The organism is Aeromonas sp. S11(2024) (genome assembly GCF_041402345.1).
Lineage (GTDB): Bacteria > Pseudomonadota > Gammaproteobacteria > Enterobacterales > Aeromonadaceae > Aeromonas > Aeromonas veronii.
The window spans coordinates 21650-41160 of the sequence record NZ_JBGLRC010000014.1; the positions used below are offsets into that span (position 1 = coordinate 21650).

16 protein-coding genes are annotated in these 19511 nt (G+C 51.6%); 7 read left to right on the forward strand and 9 right to left on the reverse strand.

Going from position 1 to position 19511, the window contains the following annotated elements; all coding sequences use genetic code 11:
• Nucleotide 1 precedes the first annotated feature (1 nt).
• From ACB040_RS12855 to ACB040_RS12890, 8 genes are all read right to left on the reverse strand, one after another.
• Nucleotides 2-1849, reverse strand: coding sequence for an acyltransferase family protein (locus ACB040_RS12855; RefSeq protein WP_371155051.1), 1848 nt, complete (start codon nucleotides 1847-1849; stop codon nucleotides 2-4).
• The gene (locus ACB040_RS12860) at nucleotides 1846-2823 is read right to left on the reverse strand and encodes a hypothetical protein (protein WP_371155053.1); all 978 of its coding nucleotides are present in this window, start codon (nucleotides 2821-2823) and stop codon (nucleotides 1846-1848) included. Before ACB040_RS12860 ends, ACB040_RS12855 begins: the two co-directional genes overlap by 4 nt.
• Before the next feature lie 202 nt (nucleotides 2824-3025).
• Nucleotides 3026-4114 (reverse strand): DegT/DnrJ/EryC1/StrS family aminotransferase, encoded by a 1089-nt coding sequence (locus ACB040_RS12865; RefSeq protein ID WP_371155055.1) that lies wholly within the window; start codon nucleotides 4112-4114, stop codon nucleotides 3026-3028.
• 73 nt (nucleotides 4115-4187) lie between these two features.
• On the reverse strand, nucleotides 4188-4772 hold the full coding sequence (locus ACB040_RS12870) for an acyltransferase (RefSeq protein ID WP_371155057.1): 585 nt from the start codon (nucleotides 4770-4772) through the stop codon (nucleotides 4188-4190).
• Between the two features lie 87 nt (nucleotides 4773-4859).
• Nucleotides 4860-6134, reverse strand: coding sequence for a Vi polysaccharide biosynthesis UDP-N-acetylglucosamine C-6 dehydrogenase TviB (tviB, locus tag ACB040_RS12875; protein ID WP_371155059.1), 1275 nt, complete (start codon nucleotides 6132-6134; stop codon nucleotides 4860-4862).
• Nucleotides 6135-6149: 15 nt separating this feature from the next.
• On the reverse strand, nucleotides 6150-7184 hold the full coding sequence (locus ACB040_RS12880; protein ID WP_371155061.1) for a Gfo/Idh/MocA family protein: 1035 nt from the start codon (nucleotides 7182-7184) through the stop codon (nucleotides 6150-6152).
• Nucleotides 7185-8017: 833 nt separating this feature from the next.
• The gene (locus ACB040_RS12885; RefSeq protein WP_371155063.1) at nucleotides 8018-11167 is read right to left on the reverse strand and encodes an efflux RND transporter permease subunit; all 3150 of its coding nucleotides are present in this window, start codon (nucleotides 11165-11167) and stop codon (nucleotides 8018-8020) included.
• Nucleotides 11168-11184: 17 nt separating this feature from the next.
• The gene (locus tag ACB040_RS12890; protein ID WP_021231193.1) at nucleotides 11185-12378 is read right to left on the reverse strand and encodes an efflux RND transporter periplasmic adaptor subunit; all 1194 of its coding nucleotides are present in this window, start codon (nucleotides 12376-12378) and stop codon (nucleotides 11185-11187) included.
• Nucleotides 12379-12518: 140 nt separating this feature from the next.
• Here ACB040_RS12890 and ACB040_RS12895 point away from each other — a divergent pair, with 140 nt between their 5' ends.
• The 6 genes from ACB040_RS12895 to ACB040_RS12920 all read left to right on the forward strand — a co-directional run bounded on the left by ACB040_RS12895 (nucleotide 12519) and on the right by ACB040_RS12920 (nucleotide 16527).
• On the forward strand, nucleotides 12519-13157 hold the full coding sequence (locus ACB040_RS12895) for a TetR family transcriptional regulator (RefSeq protein WP_371155065.1): 639 nt from the start codon (nucleotides 12519-12521) through the stop codon (nucleotides 13155-13157).
• A 105-nt stretch (nucleotides 13158-13262) separates the two neighbouring features.
• Nucleotides 13263-13814, forward strand: a complete 552-nt coding sequence (locus ACB040_RS12900; RefSeq protein WP_371155067.1) for a hypothetical protein — start codon at nucleotides 13263-13265, stop codon at nucleotides 13812-13814.
• 192 nt (nucleotides 13815-14006) lie between these two features.
• On the forward strand, nucleotides 14007-15188 hold the full coding sequence (locus tag ACB040_RS12905) for a dicarboxylate/amino acid:cation symporter (RefSeq protein WP_371155069.1): 1182 nt from the start codon (nucleotides 14007-14009) through the stop codon (nucleotides 15186-15188).
• A 218-nt stretch (nucleotides 15189-15406) separates the two neighbouring features.
• Nucleotides 15407-15721, forward strand: coding sequence for a DUF134 domain-containing protein (locus ACB040_RS12910; RefSeq protein ID WP_005338107.1), 315 nt, complete (start codon nucleotides 15407-15409; stop codon nucleotides 15719-15721).
• Nucleotides 15718-16299 (forward strand): NifB/NifX family molybdenum-iron cluster-binding protein, encoded by a 582-nt coding sequence (locus ACB040_RS12915; protein WP_371155071.1) that lies wholly within the window; start codon nucleotides 15718-15720, stop codon nucleotides 16297-16299. Before ACB040_RS12910 ends, ACB040_RS12915 begins: the two co-directional genes overlap by 4 nt.
• Before the next feature lie 42 nt (nucleotides 16300-16341).
• On the forward strand, nucleotides 16342-16527 hold the full coding sequence (locus ACB040_RS12920; RefSeq protein WP_139740605.1) for a hypothetical protein: 186 nt from the start codon (nucleotides 16342-16344) through the stop codon (nucleotides 16525-16527).
• Nucleotides 16528-16693: 166 nt separating this feature from the next.
• On the opposite strand, the gene ACB040_RS12925 is transcribed toward ACB040_RS12920, so the two are convergent.
• Nucleotides 16694-17818, reverse strand: a complete 1125-nt coding sequence (locus ACB040_RS12925) for an HD domain-containing phosphohydrolase (RefSeq protein ID WP_371155073.1) — start codon at nucleotides 17816-17818, stop codon at nucleotides 16694-16696.
• Between the two features lie 292 nt (nucleotides 17819-18110).
• On the opposite strand from ACB040_RS12925, the gene rimO reads away from it, so the two are divergent.
• The gene (gene rimO, locus ACB040_RS12930; protein WP_021231199.1) at nucleotides 18111-19439 is read left to right on the forward strand and encodes a 30S ribosomal protein S12 methylthiotransferase RimO; all 1329 of its coding nucleotides are present in this window, start codon (nucleotides 18111-18113) and stop codon (nucleotides 19437-19439) included.
• The last annotated feature ends 72 nt before the right edge of the window (nucleotides 19440-19511 follow it).

Below are 19511 nucleotides of genomic sequence, written 5' to 3' on the forward strand. Positions count from 1 at the left end.
ACTATTTAAAGTACTCTTCAATTAGTGATTGAAAAACGCTTAGGTTGATTTGAGCATACTCTACAGCACCATTTTCATTCAAATGGCTTTCATCACTATAAAGGTCAGACACCTTTGAAAACCAAACCTTTTCACTAACCTGACTATCTACCATATTTATACCTGTATATGGCATGATCATTCTGTGCAAAAGCTCGTTTGCTTTAATGTAATCGGCATCAATAGAAACTACACTTTGCAAACCTAAGCTAGCGAACCTCCTCACCCTATGATGATTTCCATCCAACAGGGGAATCTGAGGCATAAAATAAATAGGTACATAATGGTTGGATTTGATAAATTCATTTAATGAATAATAAAAGCTATCAAATTCAAATTGATAAGACCACATTCCAGCAACTATAATCAACCCAGCATTGTCTATATATTTATTTGCCTCTTGAATTTGTCTCTGACAAGCAGGTTGCGCCCAATCTGGCAATCTTTGATAATCAAATCCAGGAATTGTTACACAGCTACTGGCTGTAATAATTCGTGCTTTAAAGCCTAAATCTTTACCAAGATAATCAAAGAAGTGATTGAGCATCGCAGCATGTGAATCGCCCAATACCAATATTTCTTTATTGCTGTTTAAGTCTCCCTTTAAACAATCCCCCACCAGTTTGCCATGGCAAATCGTGGCAGGATCTGCATAGCGGCGATATTCAATTGGTAATTGTTCAGGTGTTAACACAGCATTCACTTTCGCCATACTCTGTGAAGTGCCAAGTACACTTAAAACCAAAAGCAACCAAGCAACAAGCTGCTTTTTAGCTAGATAGGAACCTCTAAAGGCACTTTCGATTCCATAATAAGAAATTATCGACAGTAGCAATGTCAGCCCAATAAATAGTAGAGTGAACTCAACATTGAGCACTTCACAACCGGTGTAGTAGCGCAATAGAGCTAGCACTGGCCAATGCCATAAATAAAGAGAGTAAGATAAAGCACCAATCCACACTAATATTTTGCTACTGAGTAACTTTTCAACCAAATTTTGGTTGGCTGGCTGGATAAGCAACAATACACTGCCCACCACTGGCAACAATACCGTAATACCAGGAAATGGGCCTAACTGCGGCTGAACCATCGCTGCAATACAAATTAATAGCAATCCAACAGTACTAAACCATTTGTAATACCCAAAACTCTGGGAATTTAGAGCGCATAACGCAGCTAAACCACCAGCAAAAAACTCTGGTAGACGTGCATAAAGGCTATAATAGGTGGCTTGCTCCGCCCCTATGAATCGTAGCCGATATTCTGCAAACCCTGTTAAACCAACCAATAACCCCGTAAACCCCCACTTAAGCCACTTAACAGGAAGTAGCAACACCAGAAAAGGAGCCAGAAGATAAAACTGAATTTCTACAGCTAATGACCATGTGTGCAGTAGTGGCTGCTCATAGTTAGCCGGTGCAAAATAATCACCAAAGCTTGCAAAATAACTGTTACTGGTAAACCAAGCGGCTTTTTCCAACCCTTTTCGAAACGTATTGAAATCACTTGGTAGAAACAATACTGCTGCCACTAGAGCTACTATTATCAGCATCAAAAGGTATGCTGGAACAATCCTCTTAAAGCGACTCACATAGAAATACTTCAGAGTATCAGTAAGACTGAAATCCACTCCGGATCTTTTATGCAGCAAAATGCTAGTAATCAAAAACCCAGAAATCACCAGAAAAACGTCGACACCAATAAAACCTCCAGGCAACCAAGCTGGGTTTAAATGAAAAGTTATTACAGATAGTATCGCTATAGCTCTCAGCGCCTGAATATCATTTCTAAAAGTTTTCGCTTGGCTCACTGAATAAGACATCCATAAATAGAGTTATTAAAGTTGCGAATACTATATCTGGCATTCATAGTCGCATAAATAACCCCAATATTATCAACGAAATTTGGATACATCATTTTATTTTGATTAAAGCATCCATAATAGCCATCATTCGTCACTGCATTTTTTTCATCAAAATACAAATACTTACCTTTATTATTTATTGCCACATCAACATCATAATAAGGCATCGATACATTTTTATTAACATGTAATACATCTATAGACTCGCAATCATTCAGATTCGCTTTAAATACTTTTACTGTATTTACCCCTGAATAATTTTCACTTTCCGCTGACGAATAAGATACTGGCGCTAAAAAGTATGACGTTCCAAAAAAAATCTCATTCCCAACAATTTTCAACCCTGTCGGGCGATTAGAGAAGTAATCTCTATCAATATGCTGTGATAAATCACAAGTACTGATAGTCTCATTATTCTTAAGATTATATCTAGAAATATTAAACCCTTTCAACCTTTTCTCTTGATAGCTATGTGTTGAATAAGTGAAATATAAATCATCCTTTTTTATATCTGGCGTTCCGGCATATATAACACTATTTTTACCTGAATGAGCTATGACATGCTCATTTTTAAATCCATCAATTGAACTCCTATATACAAAATCACCTTCATAAGCTTTACTTTGATTTCTTGCTGTAAGAATTACATTTTTATCATGCTTGATAAATCTAGGATATGTATAAAGTCCATTCCATTCTGAAACAAGACTAACAACAGCCTTATCTATATCAACCTCATAAATATACATAGGGTCACCATGATATGCGGTTGCTACAAGTATTCTATTCCTTCTCTCGTCATAGATAACTGCTGGGGCAGCATGATCATCAGCACCGCCTACATTATTAGTTATTCTGTTTTTATAGTTATGTACAACAACCCTTTTTATTACCTTGCCACTTTCCATATACTTCAACATAACCTCTCCATTTCGTTTTAGGTAAGATATAAGAAATCCATTCCTATATTTCACACCAACCGGGTTATTGTAAAAAAGAAAGTTGCCATCTTCTGATAATAATACAGTTTTATATTTAACATCAGACTTAATCAAAAGCATAACAAAGAGAGATATGATTATCAGAATAAAACCATAACTCATGCTATTGTAAACACTCTTTTTATGCATAATTTAATTTAACAGCCTTAACTATTTTCTCAAGTTCATCATGTCCCATATAAGGATGCATAGGTAAACTCATCACTTCTTCTGCAATTTCATCGCCTATCGGCAATTGAATACTGCTATCAGCAACTGCTGGTTGTTTATTCAAGGGAATTGGATAATGTACCGCAGTTGGAATGCCAGCCTCTTGCAGCATGTGCTGAATTTCAGCTCTATTTTTAACACTGATGGTATATTGCGCCCAAGCCGAGATATTATGTGCTTCCACAAATGGGGTTGAGAAAACACCTGCATCATTTAATAAACTCGTATATGTATTGGCGACCTGATTTCTTAACTCGATTTCCTCATTCAAAATCTCAAGTTTTGGCAGAAGAATTGCTGCTTGTAGAGTATCTAATCGACTATTGACACCAACTCGAATGTGGTGATAACGGCGGTCCTGTCCATGACGAGAAATTTGGCGCATCACCAATGCCAGCTCGTCATCATTGGTGAAAATAGCACCGCCATCACCATAGCAGCCTAATGGCTTAGTAGGAAAAAAACTGGTACAGGCAATGGTGCTTAAATTGCACGATTTTTTACCTTTGTAGCTGGCCCCAAAACTTTGCGCAGAGTCTTCAATCACTGGTATGCCATACTTGGCGGCAATCGTATTAATTACATCAAAGTCAGCACATTGACCATACAAACTTACTGGAATAATTGCTTTGGTTCTTGGCGTAATAGCCGCTTCTAGTTTAGCCGGGTCTAAATTGTAAGTTTTCGGGCAGACATCAACATAAACCGGTTTAGCCCCTAAAAGGGCGACGGTTTCTGCGGTAGCGATATAAGTAAATCCAGGGGTTATCACTTCATCACCTGGGCCAACACCTAATGCCATTTGGGCGATTTGCAATGCATCAGTACCATTAGCAACCGTGATACAGTGCTTAGCGCCAGTATATGCAATTAACTTTTGCTCTAGTTCAGCCACCTCAGGCCCCAAAATATACTGACCATGGGCGAGTACTTTCTGAATTCCGACATCAATTTTTTCTTTAATTCGCGCCTGCTGCGCACCCAAATCAATAAACTGCATTTTTAGCTCCTAGACTGATAGCCAAGTGAATATTCAGCAACTTGTAAATATATTTACATCGAAGAATTATTTATTAGCACTGATGTTTTTTAATCACAGTGTCACCACTGAGGGTATAAACAGCACCTGTATGAGGACAAATCACTTCAGCGTCTCCGCTCAATGGCAAGTCTAGCTGCTCACCAAATTCACTCATCCAACCTTTTTGTTTAGCTGGTACACCCACCATCATTGCATAAGCAGGAACATCTTTGTTCACAACTGCCCCCGCGCCGATAAAGGCAAACTCACCAATAGTCACACCACACACTATTGTGCAGTTTGCACCCAACGTTGCTCCCTTACCCACTTGGGTATCAAGATACTGATCTTTGCGCTCAATTAGTGAACGCGGGTTATACACATTGGTAAACACCATGCTGGGGCCACAAAATACCCCTTCAGCTAAATATACATTGTCATAAACCGATACATTATTTTGGATCTTGCAACGGTCACCAATGGTCACTTTATTACCGACAAAAACATTCTGGCCGAGTGATACACCAGCACCAATCTGGGCGCCACCGCAAATGTGAGCAAAGTGCCACACTCGACTGCCCTCACCGATTCGCGCGCCGTCATCAACAATAGCGGTATCGTGTTTAAAGTAATTCATTATTGCTACCCATACAGTAGAATATATAGACCCGCGCTAATATTTATATCTACACGAGCCATATTATATTATTGAAAGCAATGTAATTTATAGGCGGATATCAGATTCGCCCAATGGCAGTACATATTTAACGTCATATAACACATGGGCTGGTTTACCCAATGCTCGAATCGCTGCAGCTCCCATCTCTTTGGTCTCACTATGGTCTACAGCAAGAATAATGGCATCATATTTAGCAGGCTCAAGCTGATCAATCAGAATAATTCCATATTCCTCTTGGACTTCATGTTTTACCGCCCAACTGTCATAAACATCAACTGACATATTAAACTCTTTGAGCTCTTTGATGATATCAATTATTTTGGTATTACGCACATCTGGACAGTCCCCTTTAAAGGTGAATCCCATAACCAAAACTTTTGCCTCATCAATATTTATTTTATTACGAGCCATTTTTTTCACAAGTTGCGTTGCAACATATTCACCCATACCATCATTGATGCGACGACCAGCTAAAATAACCTCCGGACGATATCCCACCTCTTGGGCTTTGTGGGTCAAATAATAGGGATCAACACTGATACAATGGCCACCAACCAACCCTGGTTTAAAAGGCAAGAAGTTCCATTTTGTTCCAGCAGCTTTTAACACTTCTTCAGTATCAATACCCAACCGATTAAAAATTTTGGCAAACTCATTGATAACAGCGATATTAAGGTCACGTTGTGTATTTTCAATAACCTTTGCTGCTTCTGCTACACGGATGGAGGAGGCCTTGTAAGTACCTGCTATTACAATCTGGCGATACACTTTATCAACCAAATCAGCCACTGCTGGTGTTGAGCCAGAAGTAATTTTTACAATAGTAGTTAGACGATTAACCTTATCACCCGGATTGATCCGCTCTGGGCTATAACCTGCATAAAAATCATGATTAAACTTCAGACCAGATAATTTTTCAATAATCGGTAAACATACTTCTTCGGTTGCACCAGGGTATACAGTTGACTCAAAAACTACGATATCACCTTGTTTAATGATCTTTCCAAGTGCTTCAGATGCTTTCTCCAATGGTGTCAGATCTGGTGTATTTTCCTCTGTGATAGGAGTCGGTACAGTAACAATATAAAAGTTACAATGCTTGATATCATCGAGACAATCTGTGTAGCTAAGGTGAGTGGCCTCTAGCAACTCTTCAGCTGAACATTCCAATGTTGAATCTTGGCCACTACGTAGTTCATTGACTCGATCTGTTTTTATGTCAAATCCCAATGTCGCAAATTTTTTGCCAAACTCAACTGCCAGCGGTAAACCAACATAACCCAAACCTATTATACCGATCTTCAAGTTTTCCAGATTCATCTCAAAATCCTACTATTATACGTTTAAAGGCAAACCAATTTCTTTATTGTCTCTTGCTGAACGATAAATAGAGATAAGCAACTCAAGTGATTTTAACCCTTCACGTCCATCGGTTTCTGGTTCCGCTTTGCCACGCAATACATCTGCCACATTCTGAAAATAAGGCGGGTGACCGAACCCATATACTGATGTAGTTTGATAATTAGCTGCTGAAATTTCTGCATCATAGTCTTTGGGTTCAGAAAAACTCCATTCTTGAATATCATTAACGGCCACTCCACCAATACGTACAGTGCCTTTTTCTCCAAGAATGGTGATAGAGCCTTCCAAATTTTTTGGATAGGTGCACATGGTAACGGCCATCGAACCAAGAGCGCCGTTGCGCCATTTCAAGTTAACGACACCAGTATCTTCCACCTCGATATCCCGATGTGTTGACAACATTGAATGCACTTTTTCAACTGGCCCAATCAGCCAATGCAATAAATCTACATAATGAGTCGCCTGGTTCATAAAAGCGCCACCATCCATATCCCAAGTACCAGACCATGCTGCACGGTCATAATACTCTTGTGGTCTTGTCCAGAATACATTCATATGTACCATATGAATTGCTCCAAAGCGTTTTTCTGTTACTGCACGCTTGAGCAGTTGCAGGGTTGAATTGCGGCGATTTTGTTTAACAACAAATAAGCGAACACCGGCTTCATCACATGCACGAACCATCGCCAAGCCATCTTCCCACTTGGTGGCCATGGGCTTTTCGGTGATAATATGTACACCAGCCTTTGCAGCCTTGATTGTTTGACTAGCATGAATGCCACTCGGTGTACAAAGCGTAACAAGATCGAGCTTTTCATTTTCCAACAACTCATCAAATGATGCGTAAGCTGGTACTTGATATTGCTTGCGATGTGCTTCTAATACTTCATCATTATTGTCGCAAATAGCTACCAGTTCATACTCATTAGAAAGCTGCTCGATAGAGCCAAAGTGGTTTTTTGATATACGACCACAACCGACAACCGCTATTTTTATTTTTTTACCCATATTATTTTATACCCATCAAAAATGTGCCTAAAAACCAACTCAATCAAAAATAACTTTATGTGATAGTTAACCAATTAGGTTTAATAAATAACTAGAATTATTAATCTCTGAGTTTTACAGCATTACACTTTTAATTATTGAACCAAAAAAAAATCCAACAATGCGATCTCTGCTCAAGCTCGACGGTTATTCCGTTGAAATTATTTCGCTTGTGACCTCAATATAAAACCTAATGAGATACTTATCTCTTATTGACATAATCGGTGGCGACATGATGGAGAAAGCAACTGCAGTGCACCTCACGAGATTTTATCAGTAAAACATAGCAGCAGCCCCGTTCCCCCCAACAAAGAGGTCAAAACTATTCCAGATAGCAACAAGCACTAACTGGTTGCTTTTCATACAACACTTCAAAGATGTCATGGCTACCGCACTGGGTTACAGCCCCCAGTTTGCTGCTTTTCACCACATTGCCCACGCTGTTGGTCATCATGTCCTCCAGCATTATTGTGTTTTTGGCGGTGTGGATAAGGTAAACAGTAGCTAATGGAAACTGCTTGCCACACCGATTCAGCCCGATTTGATGCCAAATTCTATCCCGTTTTCCCCGAAGATGAACAGCTAAAAGTGTGCCTGAGAAGGGTTAACTTGAAACCACTCATCGCATAATGCTTACCCATCACATGAGCTTCAAGTTGTTACCTAGTTTCGTCTGTTGCTCTTTTGAACAAAAAACAGGGCAACCCATAGGGTTGCCCTGTTTTTTATCAGCCAAACCAAAGCAGGTTGGCGATTTATTGAACTCTGTTCAAATTAGCTAAACCTGCATGCCATCAGTCACCTTTTGACTCAACTGCTGCAGCCATGCGCGCCTCTTTACTCTTGTGGCTAGTGAAGTAGCGCATCACCAACACAAAGAAGAGCGGCACGAAGAAGATGGCCAGCACGGTGGCGCTGATCATCCCCCCCATCACGCCGGTACCGATGGCGTTACGACTGCTGGCACCGGCGCCGGAGCTGATCACCAGCGGCAGCACCCCGAGGATAAAGGCGAGCGAGGTCATCAGGATCGGACGCAGGCGCAGGCGTGCCGCCTCCACCACCGCCTCACCCAAGCCCATCCCTTTGTCGTAGAGCTCTTTGGCAAATTCCACGATCAGAATCGCGTTCTTCGCCGACAGGCCTATGGTGGTGAGCAGGCCGACCTGGAAGTAGACATCGTTCTCCAGCCCGCGCAGGGTGGCAGCCACAATGGCCCCCAGAACCCCGAGCGGTACTACCAGCATCACCGAGAACGGAATGCTCCAGCTCTCGTAGAGGGCCGCCAGACAAAGGAACACCACCAGCAAGGAGATAGCGTAGAGCGCAGGTGCCTGTGAACCGGCCTGACGCTCCTGGAAGGAGAGCCCGGTCCACTCGATACCCACCCCTTCCGGTAGCTGTTTCACCATCTGCTCGATGGCGGCCATCGCATCACCGGTACTCTTACCGGGCGCCGCCTCACCGACGATCTCCATCGCCGGTACGCCATTGTAACGCTCAAGACGCGGTGAGCCGAAGCTCCACTCGGTGCTGGCAAAGGCGGAGAAGGGCACCATCTGACCGGCACTGTTGCGCACATACCAGAGTTTCAGATCTTCCGGGTTCATCCGGAAGGGGGCATCCGCCTGCATATAGACCTTCTTGATCCGGCCACGGTCAACGAAATCATTGACGTAGGACGATCCCCAAGCGGTAGCCAGGGTGTTGTTGATATCCGCGATGGATAGCCCCTGCGCCAGCGCCTTCTCGTAATCGATCTTGATATCGAGCTGCGGCGTATCTTCCATCCCGTTCGGACGCACTCGCACCAAGGTAGGATCCTGCGCCGCCATACCGAGCAGCTGGTTACGCGCCGCCATCAGCTTGTCGTGACCGATACCGCCGCGATCCTGCAGGAAGAAGTCAAAACCGGTCGCCGTACCCAACTCCGGGATCGGAGGCAGGTTAAAGGCGAACACTTGCGCCTCCTTGATGCTGAACAGATAGCCCATGGCGCGGCCGATGATGGCATTGGCGCTGCGTTCCGGGCTCTTGCGCTCGCTCCAGTCCTTGAGCTTGATAAAGGCCATACCCGCGTTCTGGCCACTACCGGCGAAGCTGAAGCCCGATACGGTCAGCACAGAATCAACGTTATCCTTCTCGTTTTTCAGGAAGTAGTCGCGCATGTCTGCCAGCACCACCTCGGTGCGCTGTTTGGTGGCCCCCACCGGCAGTTGCACCATGGACATGATGACCCCCTGATCCTCTTCCGGCAGGAAGGAGGTAGGCATCCGCATAAAGAGCACTGCCAGTACCGCCAGCATGGCACCGTAGATCAGGCTGTAGCGCACGCCCTGTTTGATCACCTTGCGCACGCCGCTCTGATAGCGGTTGGTACCCGCATCAAAGGCGCGGTTGAACCAGCCAAAGAAGCCGCGTTTGGCACCAAACTCGCCATGTTTCATCGGCTTGAGCAGGGTGGCACAAAGGGCCGGAGTCAGGATCAACGCCACCAGCACCGACAGCACCATGGCCGAGACGATGGTCAGCGAGAACTGGCGATAGATGGCACCGGTCGAGCCGCCAAAGAAGGCCATCGGCACGAACACGGCGGAGAGCACCAACGCGATCCCCACCAGCGCACCAGTGATCTGGGTCATCGATTTGCGGGTCGCTTCCAGCGGGGAGAGATCCTCCTCGCTCATCAGCCGCTCTACGTTCTCTACCACCACGATGGCGTCATCCACCAGCAGGCCGATAGCCAGCACCATACCGAACATGGTGAGGGTGTTGATGGAGAAACCAAACGCCGCCATCACCCCGAAGGTACCGAGCAGCACCACAGGCACCGCAATGGTCGGGATCAGGGTGGCGCGGAAGTTCTGCAGGAACAGATACATGACGCAGAACACCAGGAAGATCGCCTCGATCAGGGTCTGCACCACCTCCTCGATGGATATCTTCACAAACGGCGTGGTGTCGTAGGGGTAGACGATCTCCATATTGGCCGGGAAGTAATCCGACAGCTCATTGAGCTTGGCACGCACCTTCTCGGCGGTATCCAGCGCGTTGGCGCCGGTCGCCAGCTTGATGGCGACCGCGGCGGTAGACTGACCGTTGTAGAGCGCATCGGCGTCATAGCTTTCACCCGCCAGCTCGACCCGGGCCACATCTTTCAGCCGCACCTTGGAGCCATCCTGATTCACCCGCAGCAGGATGTCGTTGAACTGCTCCACGGTAGAGAGACGGGTCTGCCCCATGATGGTGGCGGTGAACTGCTGATCTTCCACCGACGGGGTGCCACCCAGCTTGCCGAACGCCACCTGGGCGTTCTGCGCCTTGATGGCCGCCTGCACATCCCCCGGGGTCATCTGCACCCGGTTGAGTTTGTTGGGATCGAGCCACACCCGCATCGAGTACTGGCTGCCGAACAAGGTGATATCCCCTACCCCGTCCAGACGACTCAGGGGCTCCTTGATGTTGGAGACCACATAGTCCGCCAGATCGTCGTTGTTCATCGAGCCATCGCTGGAGATGAAGGCCGCGACCATCAGGAAGCTGCTGGAGGTCTTCTGTACCCGGATCCCCTGCTGCTGAACCTCTTGCGGCAGCAGCGACATCGCTTGCTGCAGCTTGTTCTGCACCTGCACCTGGGCAATATCGGGATCGGTCCCCGGCTGGAAGGTGAGGGTCACCGACACCCGCCCCGCGGAGTCAGACTGAGAGGACATGTAGAGCAGGTGATCCAGCCCGGTCATGTTCTGTTCGATGATCTGGGTCACCGAGTCTTCCACCGTTTTGGCGGATGCGCCCGGATAGCTGGCAGAAATACCGACAGCGGGCGGCGCAATGCTCGGATACTGGGCGACAGGCAACTTGATGATGGCCAGGCTGCCCGCCAGCATGATCACCAGCGCGATCACCCAGGCAAAAATGGGTCTGTCTATAAAAAATCGAGCCATGAAGCGACTACTCCATCCTACTTGTTGGCCGGGGTGTTGGACGCAGCTTGAGCAGACGGTGCATCAGCACCCTGCTCGGCGGGATTGACCACGGCGCCCGGTCGTACTTTCTGCAAGCCAGCCACGATCACCCGCTCGCCGGAGGTGAGCCCTGACTCCACCACCCAGTTGCTGCCGACGACACGGCTCAGTTGCACGTTGCGCAGCTCCACCTTGTTGTCAGCGGTTACCACCATCACGGTGGCGCCGCCGTTGGGGGTGCGAGTCACGGCAGTTTGCGGCACCAGCAGCCCTTGCGCCCGCTCACCCTCTTGCAGGGTGGCGCGCATAAACATGCCGGGCAGCAGCAGCTGGTGAGGATTGGGCACAATCACCCGCAGGGTCACCATGCCGGAGGTCTCATCCACGGTCACATCGGAGAACTGCAACGAGCCCTCTTCGCCATAAGTGGAGCCATCTTCCAGCTGGAAGGTCACCTTGGCCCCTTTCTGCTCGTCCTGGGTCAGCTTGCCCTCGGCGACCAGTCGCTTCAGGCGCAGCAGATCAGCGGTGGACTGACGCACATCCACATACATGGGATCGAGCTGCTGGATGGCGGTCAGGCTGTCAGCCTGCTGGGCGGTCACCAGCGCCCCCTCGGTCACCGCGGATTTACCGATGCGGCCACTGATGGGGGCTGTGATGCGGGTGTAACCGAGATTGATCTCGGCAGTGCGCAGGGCCGCCTTGCTCGCCATGATCTCCGCCTTGGCCTGCTTCCAGCTGGCGTCGGCGTCGTCATAGTCCTGACGGCTGATGGATTTGACCTTGAGCAGCTCCTGATAGCGCTGCGCCTTGAGGCGGGCACTCTGCTCGTTGGCCTCGGCCTTGGCCAGATTGGCTTTGGCGCTGGCGACTGCCGCCTGATAGACAGCCGGATCGATCTGATAGAGCAGGTCGCCCGCCTTCACATCGCTTCCCTCGGTAAAGAGGCGCTTGAGGATGATGCCGCTCACCTGCGGACGCACTTCGGCCACCCGCAACGGGGCGCTGCGACCGGTCAACTCGGTGGTCAACATCAGCGGACCGCTCTGCAGGGTCACCACGTTGACCGCCGCGGGCGGCATGCCGCCCTGTCCCTGGGGTGCGCCCCCCTTGTCACCACAACCTGCCAGCAAGCCTGTAGCCAGCAAGGCAAGACCAACTGAACGAGCAAGAATATGTTTATGCATGAAACACCTGAGCCTTTGCCAGTCAATGAACAATCAGGGCCGCATGGGCCCTGTTGGTAAATAGTCGAAAGATGAGGCAATATACATACATTCATAAATGTATGTAAGTGACTTTTTGCTTGCATGAGGCACAAATTTCGATGGCCAGACGAACCAAAGAAGAGGCGCAGCAAACCCGCTGCCACATCATGAGCACGGCGCTGGATCTGTTCTGCTCTCAGGGCCTGGCCAAGACCAGCCTGACCGACATCGCCAGGGCGGCAGACCTGACCCGCGGGGCCATCTATTGGCACTTCAAGAACAAGGATGAACTCTTCATTTCGCTCTGGCAGGAGCTCTGCAGCCCCCTCGCCCACCAGCTCGATGCCTGCCTCACCCCAGATGAGCCGGATCCGCTGGGGCAACTGCGCCTCTTCTTCGAAGGGGTGCTCCACAGCTTCATTCACAATCCGGCCCAACGGCAGATGTTCACCATACTGTTCAATCTCGAATCGCTGGAGGGGGAAGCCATCTCACTGCGCGAGCATATCCGCAGCCAGTCCGCCAACTTCTTTCGGGACCTGGAGACCACCCTGGCCAATGCGGTACGACGGGGGCAGCTGCCCGCCAACCTCAACCTGCAGCGCGCCGCCACCCTGCTCCACTGCACTCTGGATGGCTACATCATCAACTGGCTCCACTTTCCGGGGCGGATCGACCTGCAGGGCGAATCAGCCTTTATGATAGAGAGCATGTTCACCATGCTGGCCCAGCCCCACGGGCCTGCCTGCGGCCGCTAACCGGCTCCGGCAACTCCCACCCACCCAAATCGGGGCCTGACCGCGCGCTTTGGCAGTCAGGCCCCGATTTGTTACCCTGTGCGCCCCCTGCTTGAGGTAACCCCTGTGCCACACTCTGACGCCATGCCCGCTTCCCGGCCATTTAACGACCAGCACGCCCACGCTCGGGCTGCCTTTGTGGCGCACCTCAAACCCGGTGCTCACCTGCTCAATGGTCAGTGCGGTATGGGGGAGGATCTCTGCTGGCTGCGTGCGGAAGGGTATGTGGTCACCGCCTGTGAAGCGGTACTGGCCGACGCCAGAGTTGCCTCGCAGCAATCCGGACAAGCAGTGCGGGTCTGCCCGCTGGTGAAGATGTACTCGGTGCTCCCTTACGATGGCATCTGGCTGAGCCGCCCGCTTGATAGCGACGTGGCCACTCTTGTCCCCCTGTTGCAACAGCTGGCGACCCTGCTCAAAGCGGGTGCTCCGATCTGCTTCCCCCTGCCCCCAAGCGGCAAGATAAGTCACGCTCAGCTACAGCAACTGGTCACCACATCCGGGATAGCGCTGCAACTGGCGCCGATGGAAGCCGTATCAGCCAGTACGTCAGATTCCTCAAGTCAACACACCAACCAGTACGTCATGTTGCTACGTGGCGATCATCAGGCCACCTAACGGGCTAATTCATCACGGATTTTCCAGTTCAACGCCAAGCCGACAGCTAGTCGGCGATCCTGGCTTTCGACAATATTTAACTCGGCGTTAACGCAGAAAAGGCAGACATAACACGGCTTACGTGTTAAAAAGTGTGATTAATATCAAATTTTAATAACAAAACAGACAATACAACCAACTCCGGATTTCCTTATGAAACTTGTCCTGAAACTCATTGCTGGCATCCTTGCCGGTCTCTTGCTCGGTCTCTACGCCCCTGAGTGGGTGGCGCGCGTGCTGTTTACGGCCAAGACAGTGATAGGTCAGCTCATCACCTTCACCATTCCGCTCATCATTCTGTTCTTTATCATGAGCGGCATCGCCAGCCTGCCGAAAAACTCCGGCAAGCTGCTGGGCAAAACCGTGGCCCTCTCCTACTGCTCCACCATTCTGGCAGGGCTATTCGCCTTTACCGTGGCTAGCCACCTGATCCCGCAGCTGACCACCGCTGCCGAGCCCACTACCGCCGAGGCGGTCAAGCTCGCCTCCTACGTCAATCTGGAGATCCCGCCGCTGTTTGGCGTGATGTCGGCACTGGCCGCCGCCTTCGTGTTTGGCATTGGCATCAGCGCCACCCAGGCCACCGATCTGCGCCGGGTCGCCGATCAGGGTCGTGACATCATCGACCGCCTGCTGGCCAAGGTGATCATTCCGCTACTGCCGTTCTATATCGCCGGCGTCTTTGTCGAGATGACGGTAGAAGGCACCGTATTCGCCACCCTGAAAACCTTCGGCGTGGTGCTGGTGATGGCGATCCTGATGCACTGGATCTGGCTCTCCGTACTGTTCGTGGGTACCGGTCTGGCCCTTGGCCGCTCACCGGCCCAGCTCATCAAGAACATGCTGCCCGCCTACTTCACCGCGCTGGGGACCATGTCGAGCGCCGCCACCATTCCGGTTGCCCTGCAATCGAGCAAGAACAACGGGGTGAGCGACGGTATCGCCAACTTCACCGTGCCGCTGTGTGCCACCATTCACCTCTGTGGCTCCACCATTACCCTGGTCACCTGTGCCACCGCGGTGATGTTCCTCTCCGAGCATCTGGCCATTCCGGGCATCGAAACCATGCTCCCCTTCATCATGATGCTGGGGGTGATCATGATCGCCGCCCCGGGCGCCCCGGGTGGTGGCGTGATGTCGGCACTGGGCCTGCTCACCTCCATGCTCGGCTTTGGTGAAGCCTCCATCGCCCTGATGATCGCCCTCTATCTGGCGCAGGACAGCTTCGGCACCGCCTGCAACGTCACCGGTGACGGCGTGATTGCCCTGTGGGCGGATCGCTTCGCCAACAGTAGCGAGAGTGCCGCCCCCGTGGCCGAGGCCGAACAGGCATAAGCTCGCCGGGAAGGCCCGACCATCCTCTGCAAAACCGCAGGCCCGAACCTCTGTTCGGGCCTGCGTCGTTTCTGCCACCTTCACTGCTTTTGTACGTATTCCCCCTCTTTACCCCTCTCTGCCGTAAACAGCACTGGCACAGCTCTCTACACCCGACAAAATTATTGGCATATGCTACATATGAGCGTATAAATGGCTTATGCTAATTAGGAGCCACCATGCCAAGACCCAAGATTGCCCGCCAGATCTGTGGCCGCCCCGCCAACAGCTGCTTCAAACCCAACGGCCGCCCCATGCATCAGCTGGAACAGGTCACGCTGGCCCCTGACGAGTTCGAGGCACTGCGCCTCGTCGACCTTCAAGGAATGCAGCAGCAGGAGGCCGCCCTGGTGATGGGGGTTTCCCGCCAGACCCTGGCCAATATCCTGAAAAAAGGGCGCTACAAGGTGGTGGAGTGTCTGAGTCTGGGCAAGGCATTGATGATGCAACCCGCCGAGCCCGACCACCCAACCAGTGGAGAAGAGCCGACATGAATGCTGTCACAACCATGACCACCAACCCCAGCAACAGCGCCCTGATGCTGAGTCAGGGGTTGCTGGCTGGCCACTTTACCCGTGCCGAGCAGCTGCAAATTCTTAACCCCGAAGGGAACGTTATCGCCACTCTGACCAACCCGGCCGCCGCCGAAGGCTGCCACGGCAAGCAAGCGCTGCTCGACGCCCTCGCCCATTATCAGGTGGGTCAGGTGGTGGTGCGCAATATCGGCGAGCGGATGCTGGGTCGCCTGCTGGCGGCCAATATCCGGGTGCTGCAGTGCCGCTCTGCCCGCCTGCCGCTGCCCGCGCTGCTGGCCCCCGCCAATCTGCAACTTCTCACCGAGGCCAGTCAGGGGCGTCCGTCTCGCCGTCATCAGAGCAAGGCGACTATCCGTGCCATCCAGCCCGTCGGCGCAGGCCAGAGTCATAGCCATTGTCATGGTGATTGCAACAGTGGCTCCGATCACTGTTGCGCCAGTAGTGGCAATCAGGTAGAGAGCTCACGACAAGGCCATACTTGTTGTCATGGCAGTGAAGGCGCCAACCAGCAGGGCGGTTGCTGCCATCATCACTGATGCCATCGCCGTGCATGTCATCACCATCAAGGAGAAGAGACCATGTCCATCTGGTTGTTAAGCCTGCTCGCCTCGTTCGTGTTGATCCTGGCCATGGGCACCATCATCTGGTGGCGCCAATACCAGCTTGCCCAGAAGCGGGAAGATAAAGAGGTACGCCCCTGCGGCTGCTCCAGCGCCTGCGCGGATCACTTCTACCAGATCAGCGAGCCGACGCCCAAAAAGTAACCTGACCGTAAACGCCATAGCCGCAGAGATAAGGTCGGCAAAATAAGGGCGCGTGGAATCGAGAGGCGCATAAAAGAGAGGGGGCACCTGCTGGTGCCCCCTCTCTTGTTACGCTTTCCATTCATGCATGATCCTCCGTATTGCCCCTTAAGCTCATCACACACGCTCAACTCGGCTCGGCGCCGCTGGCCGCCACGCTCGCAGAGCAGGCCGGATCCTGATACTGCTGATAGATGGCATAAAACTCGACCTTGTTGTGCAGGGCTGCGGCGACACAGGCGGGATCAAACTGGCTGCCGGCATGCTCCTCCAGATAGGCAAACGCCGTCTCGAACGGCCATGCCTTCTTGTAGGGGCGCTCGCTGGTCAGGGCATCAAACACATCGGCCACCGTCACGATGCGTGCCGCCAGCGGGATCGCCTCCCCCGCCAGCCCCAGCGGATAGCCGGTCCCGTCAAAGCGTTCGTGATGGCTGGCGATGATATTGGTCAGCATGTCGGTATGATGAATGCCATCGAGACCAAACTCGTTGATCATCAGGCTGATCATCTCCCGCCCCTTGCCGGGGTGGATCTTCATGATCTCGAACTCTTCCGGTGTCAGCTTGCCCGGCTTGAGCAAAATGGCATCCGGCACCGCGATCTTGCCGATGTCGTGCAGCTCGGAGAAGAGGTAGATAAACTCCACCTCCTCATCGCTCAGCCCACAAGTCGGGGCCAGCGTCTTGGCGATCAGCCGGGAGTAGGCCGACATCCGGTGCAGATGGTTGGCGGTCTCCTCATCCCGATAGCGACTGAACTCCCGCGCCGTGGTCAGCGCGCCGCCAAGGGTCTGGATGGAGAAAAACTCAACCGCAATGATGGCCGAGAGCACCTGGGCATAGGCCGACAGCTCGCTGCGGATCGGCTCCTCGAAGTATCCCGGCTCCATGGCATCGCAAAACAGAAAGCCAAACAGCTTGCTGTTGAACAGCAGCGGCTCGGTATAGCTGGAGGCATAACCCGCCTCCAGCACCTTGCGGCTGTGCTCTGACGCCGAGCCACGCAGGGCATCCAGATTGCCGAGCACCCGGGGCAGCTTGTGCTCCGCCAGATAACTCAGGGAGGGAACATCGCTCAGCTTCACCTCATACTGCACCAGTGGCGAAGGCCCCTCGGTGCTGTGGGCAAAGGTCTTGAGCTGATCGGTATGGGGATCGTAAATCGCGATGGCCACCCGACTCAGCTTGTCAAAGCGCTGCCTGAGCGTGGCATGTACGCTCTGCATTTTTTCGCCAAATGAACTTTCCATCGCCTTCTCCAACGGGACCCCGTGATGGAAGTATAGTGACTCCCTTTGACGCTCTCCCCGCCACAGCGTCAAAATTGACAGAAAAATCAACAAAGCAGCGTCCCCACAACAAGCCTGCACGGCAGAGGCAATAGCCCCACCAAGGGCGCGCCATCAGCGACTGTTGGTGCGGCCCAATCTTGCCTGGTCGGAGATATTGTTCGGTTCTGCCATGCTGGCTGTATAGTTTTTGGTTAACCATTCCGGTAAAATCCGCGCCCTTAAAGAAGAGCCACCTAAGAGTGATTGAGCGATGTCCAACACAAAACAGGCCCCCAAAGTAGGATTCGTCTCCTTGGGTTGCCCCAAAAACCTGGTCGATTCAGAACGCATCCTGACCCAGCTGCGTACCGAAGGGTACGATGTGGTGCCCAGCTATGACGATGCCGAGCTGGTCGTCGTCAACACCTGCGGCTTTATCGACAGCGCGGTGCAAGAGTCGCTGGAAGCGATCGGCGAAGCGCTGGCCGAAAACGGCAAGGTGATCGTCACCGGCTGCCTTGGCGCCAAAGAGAATCAGATCCGCGAGATCCACCCCAAGGTGCTCGAGATCACCGGCCCCCACGCCTATGAAGAGGTGCTGGGTCACGTCCACAAATATGTGGAGAAGCCGCAGCACAACCCCTTCACCAGTCTGGTACCAGCCCACGGCGTCAAGCTGACCCCGCGCCACTACGCCTATCTGAAGATTTCCGAAGGCTGCAACCACCGCTGCACCTTCTGCATCATCCCCTCCATGCGCGGGGATCTGGTGAGCCGCCCCATCGGCGACGTGCTGGCCGAAGCCAAGCGCCTGAAAGAGGCGGGCGTGAAGGAGCTGCTGGTGATCTCCCAGGACACCTCCGCCTACGGCGTCGATGTGAAGCACCGCACCGGTTTCTACGACGGCATGCCGGTCAAGACCAGCATGGTCGCCCTGTGCGAAGAGCTGGCCAAGCTCGACATCTGGGTGCGCCTGCACTACGTCTACCCCTACCCGCACGTGGATGACGTTATCCCGCTGATGCGCGATGGCAAGGTACTGCCCTACCTCGACATCCCGCTACAGCACGCCAGCCCGCGCATCCTGAAACTGATGAAGCGCCCGGGTACGGTCGAGCGCACCCTGGAGCGGATCCAGAAGTGGCGCGAGATCTGCCCGCAGATCACCCTGCGCTCCACCTTTATCGTCGGCTTCCCGGGCGAGACCGAGGAAGATTTCCAGATGCTGCTGGACTTTATCGACAAGGCGGAGCTGGATCGGGTCGGCTGCTTCAAATACAGCCCGGTCGAAGGGGCGCTGGCCAACGAGCTGCCGGATCCGGTACCGGAAGAGATTCAGGAAGAGCGCTTCCAGCGCTTTATGGAGCTGCAACAGCAGGTCTCCATCCGCAAGCTGGCCCGCAAAGTGGGTCAGGAGATGACCGTTATCATCGACGAAGTGGACGAAGAGGGCGCCACTGGCCGCTCCTTTGCCGATGCACCGGAGATCGATGGTCTGGTCTACCTCAACGGCGAAACCGGCCTCAAGCCGGGCGACATGGTCAAGGTGCGGATCGACGAATCCGACGAATATGACCTGTGGGCCAGCCTGATCAGCTAATTGAGGCTCTACCAGCCAAATGAAAAAAGCGCCTGCGGGCGCTTTTTTATTGGCTCAATGTCGCAGGCAAAA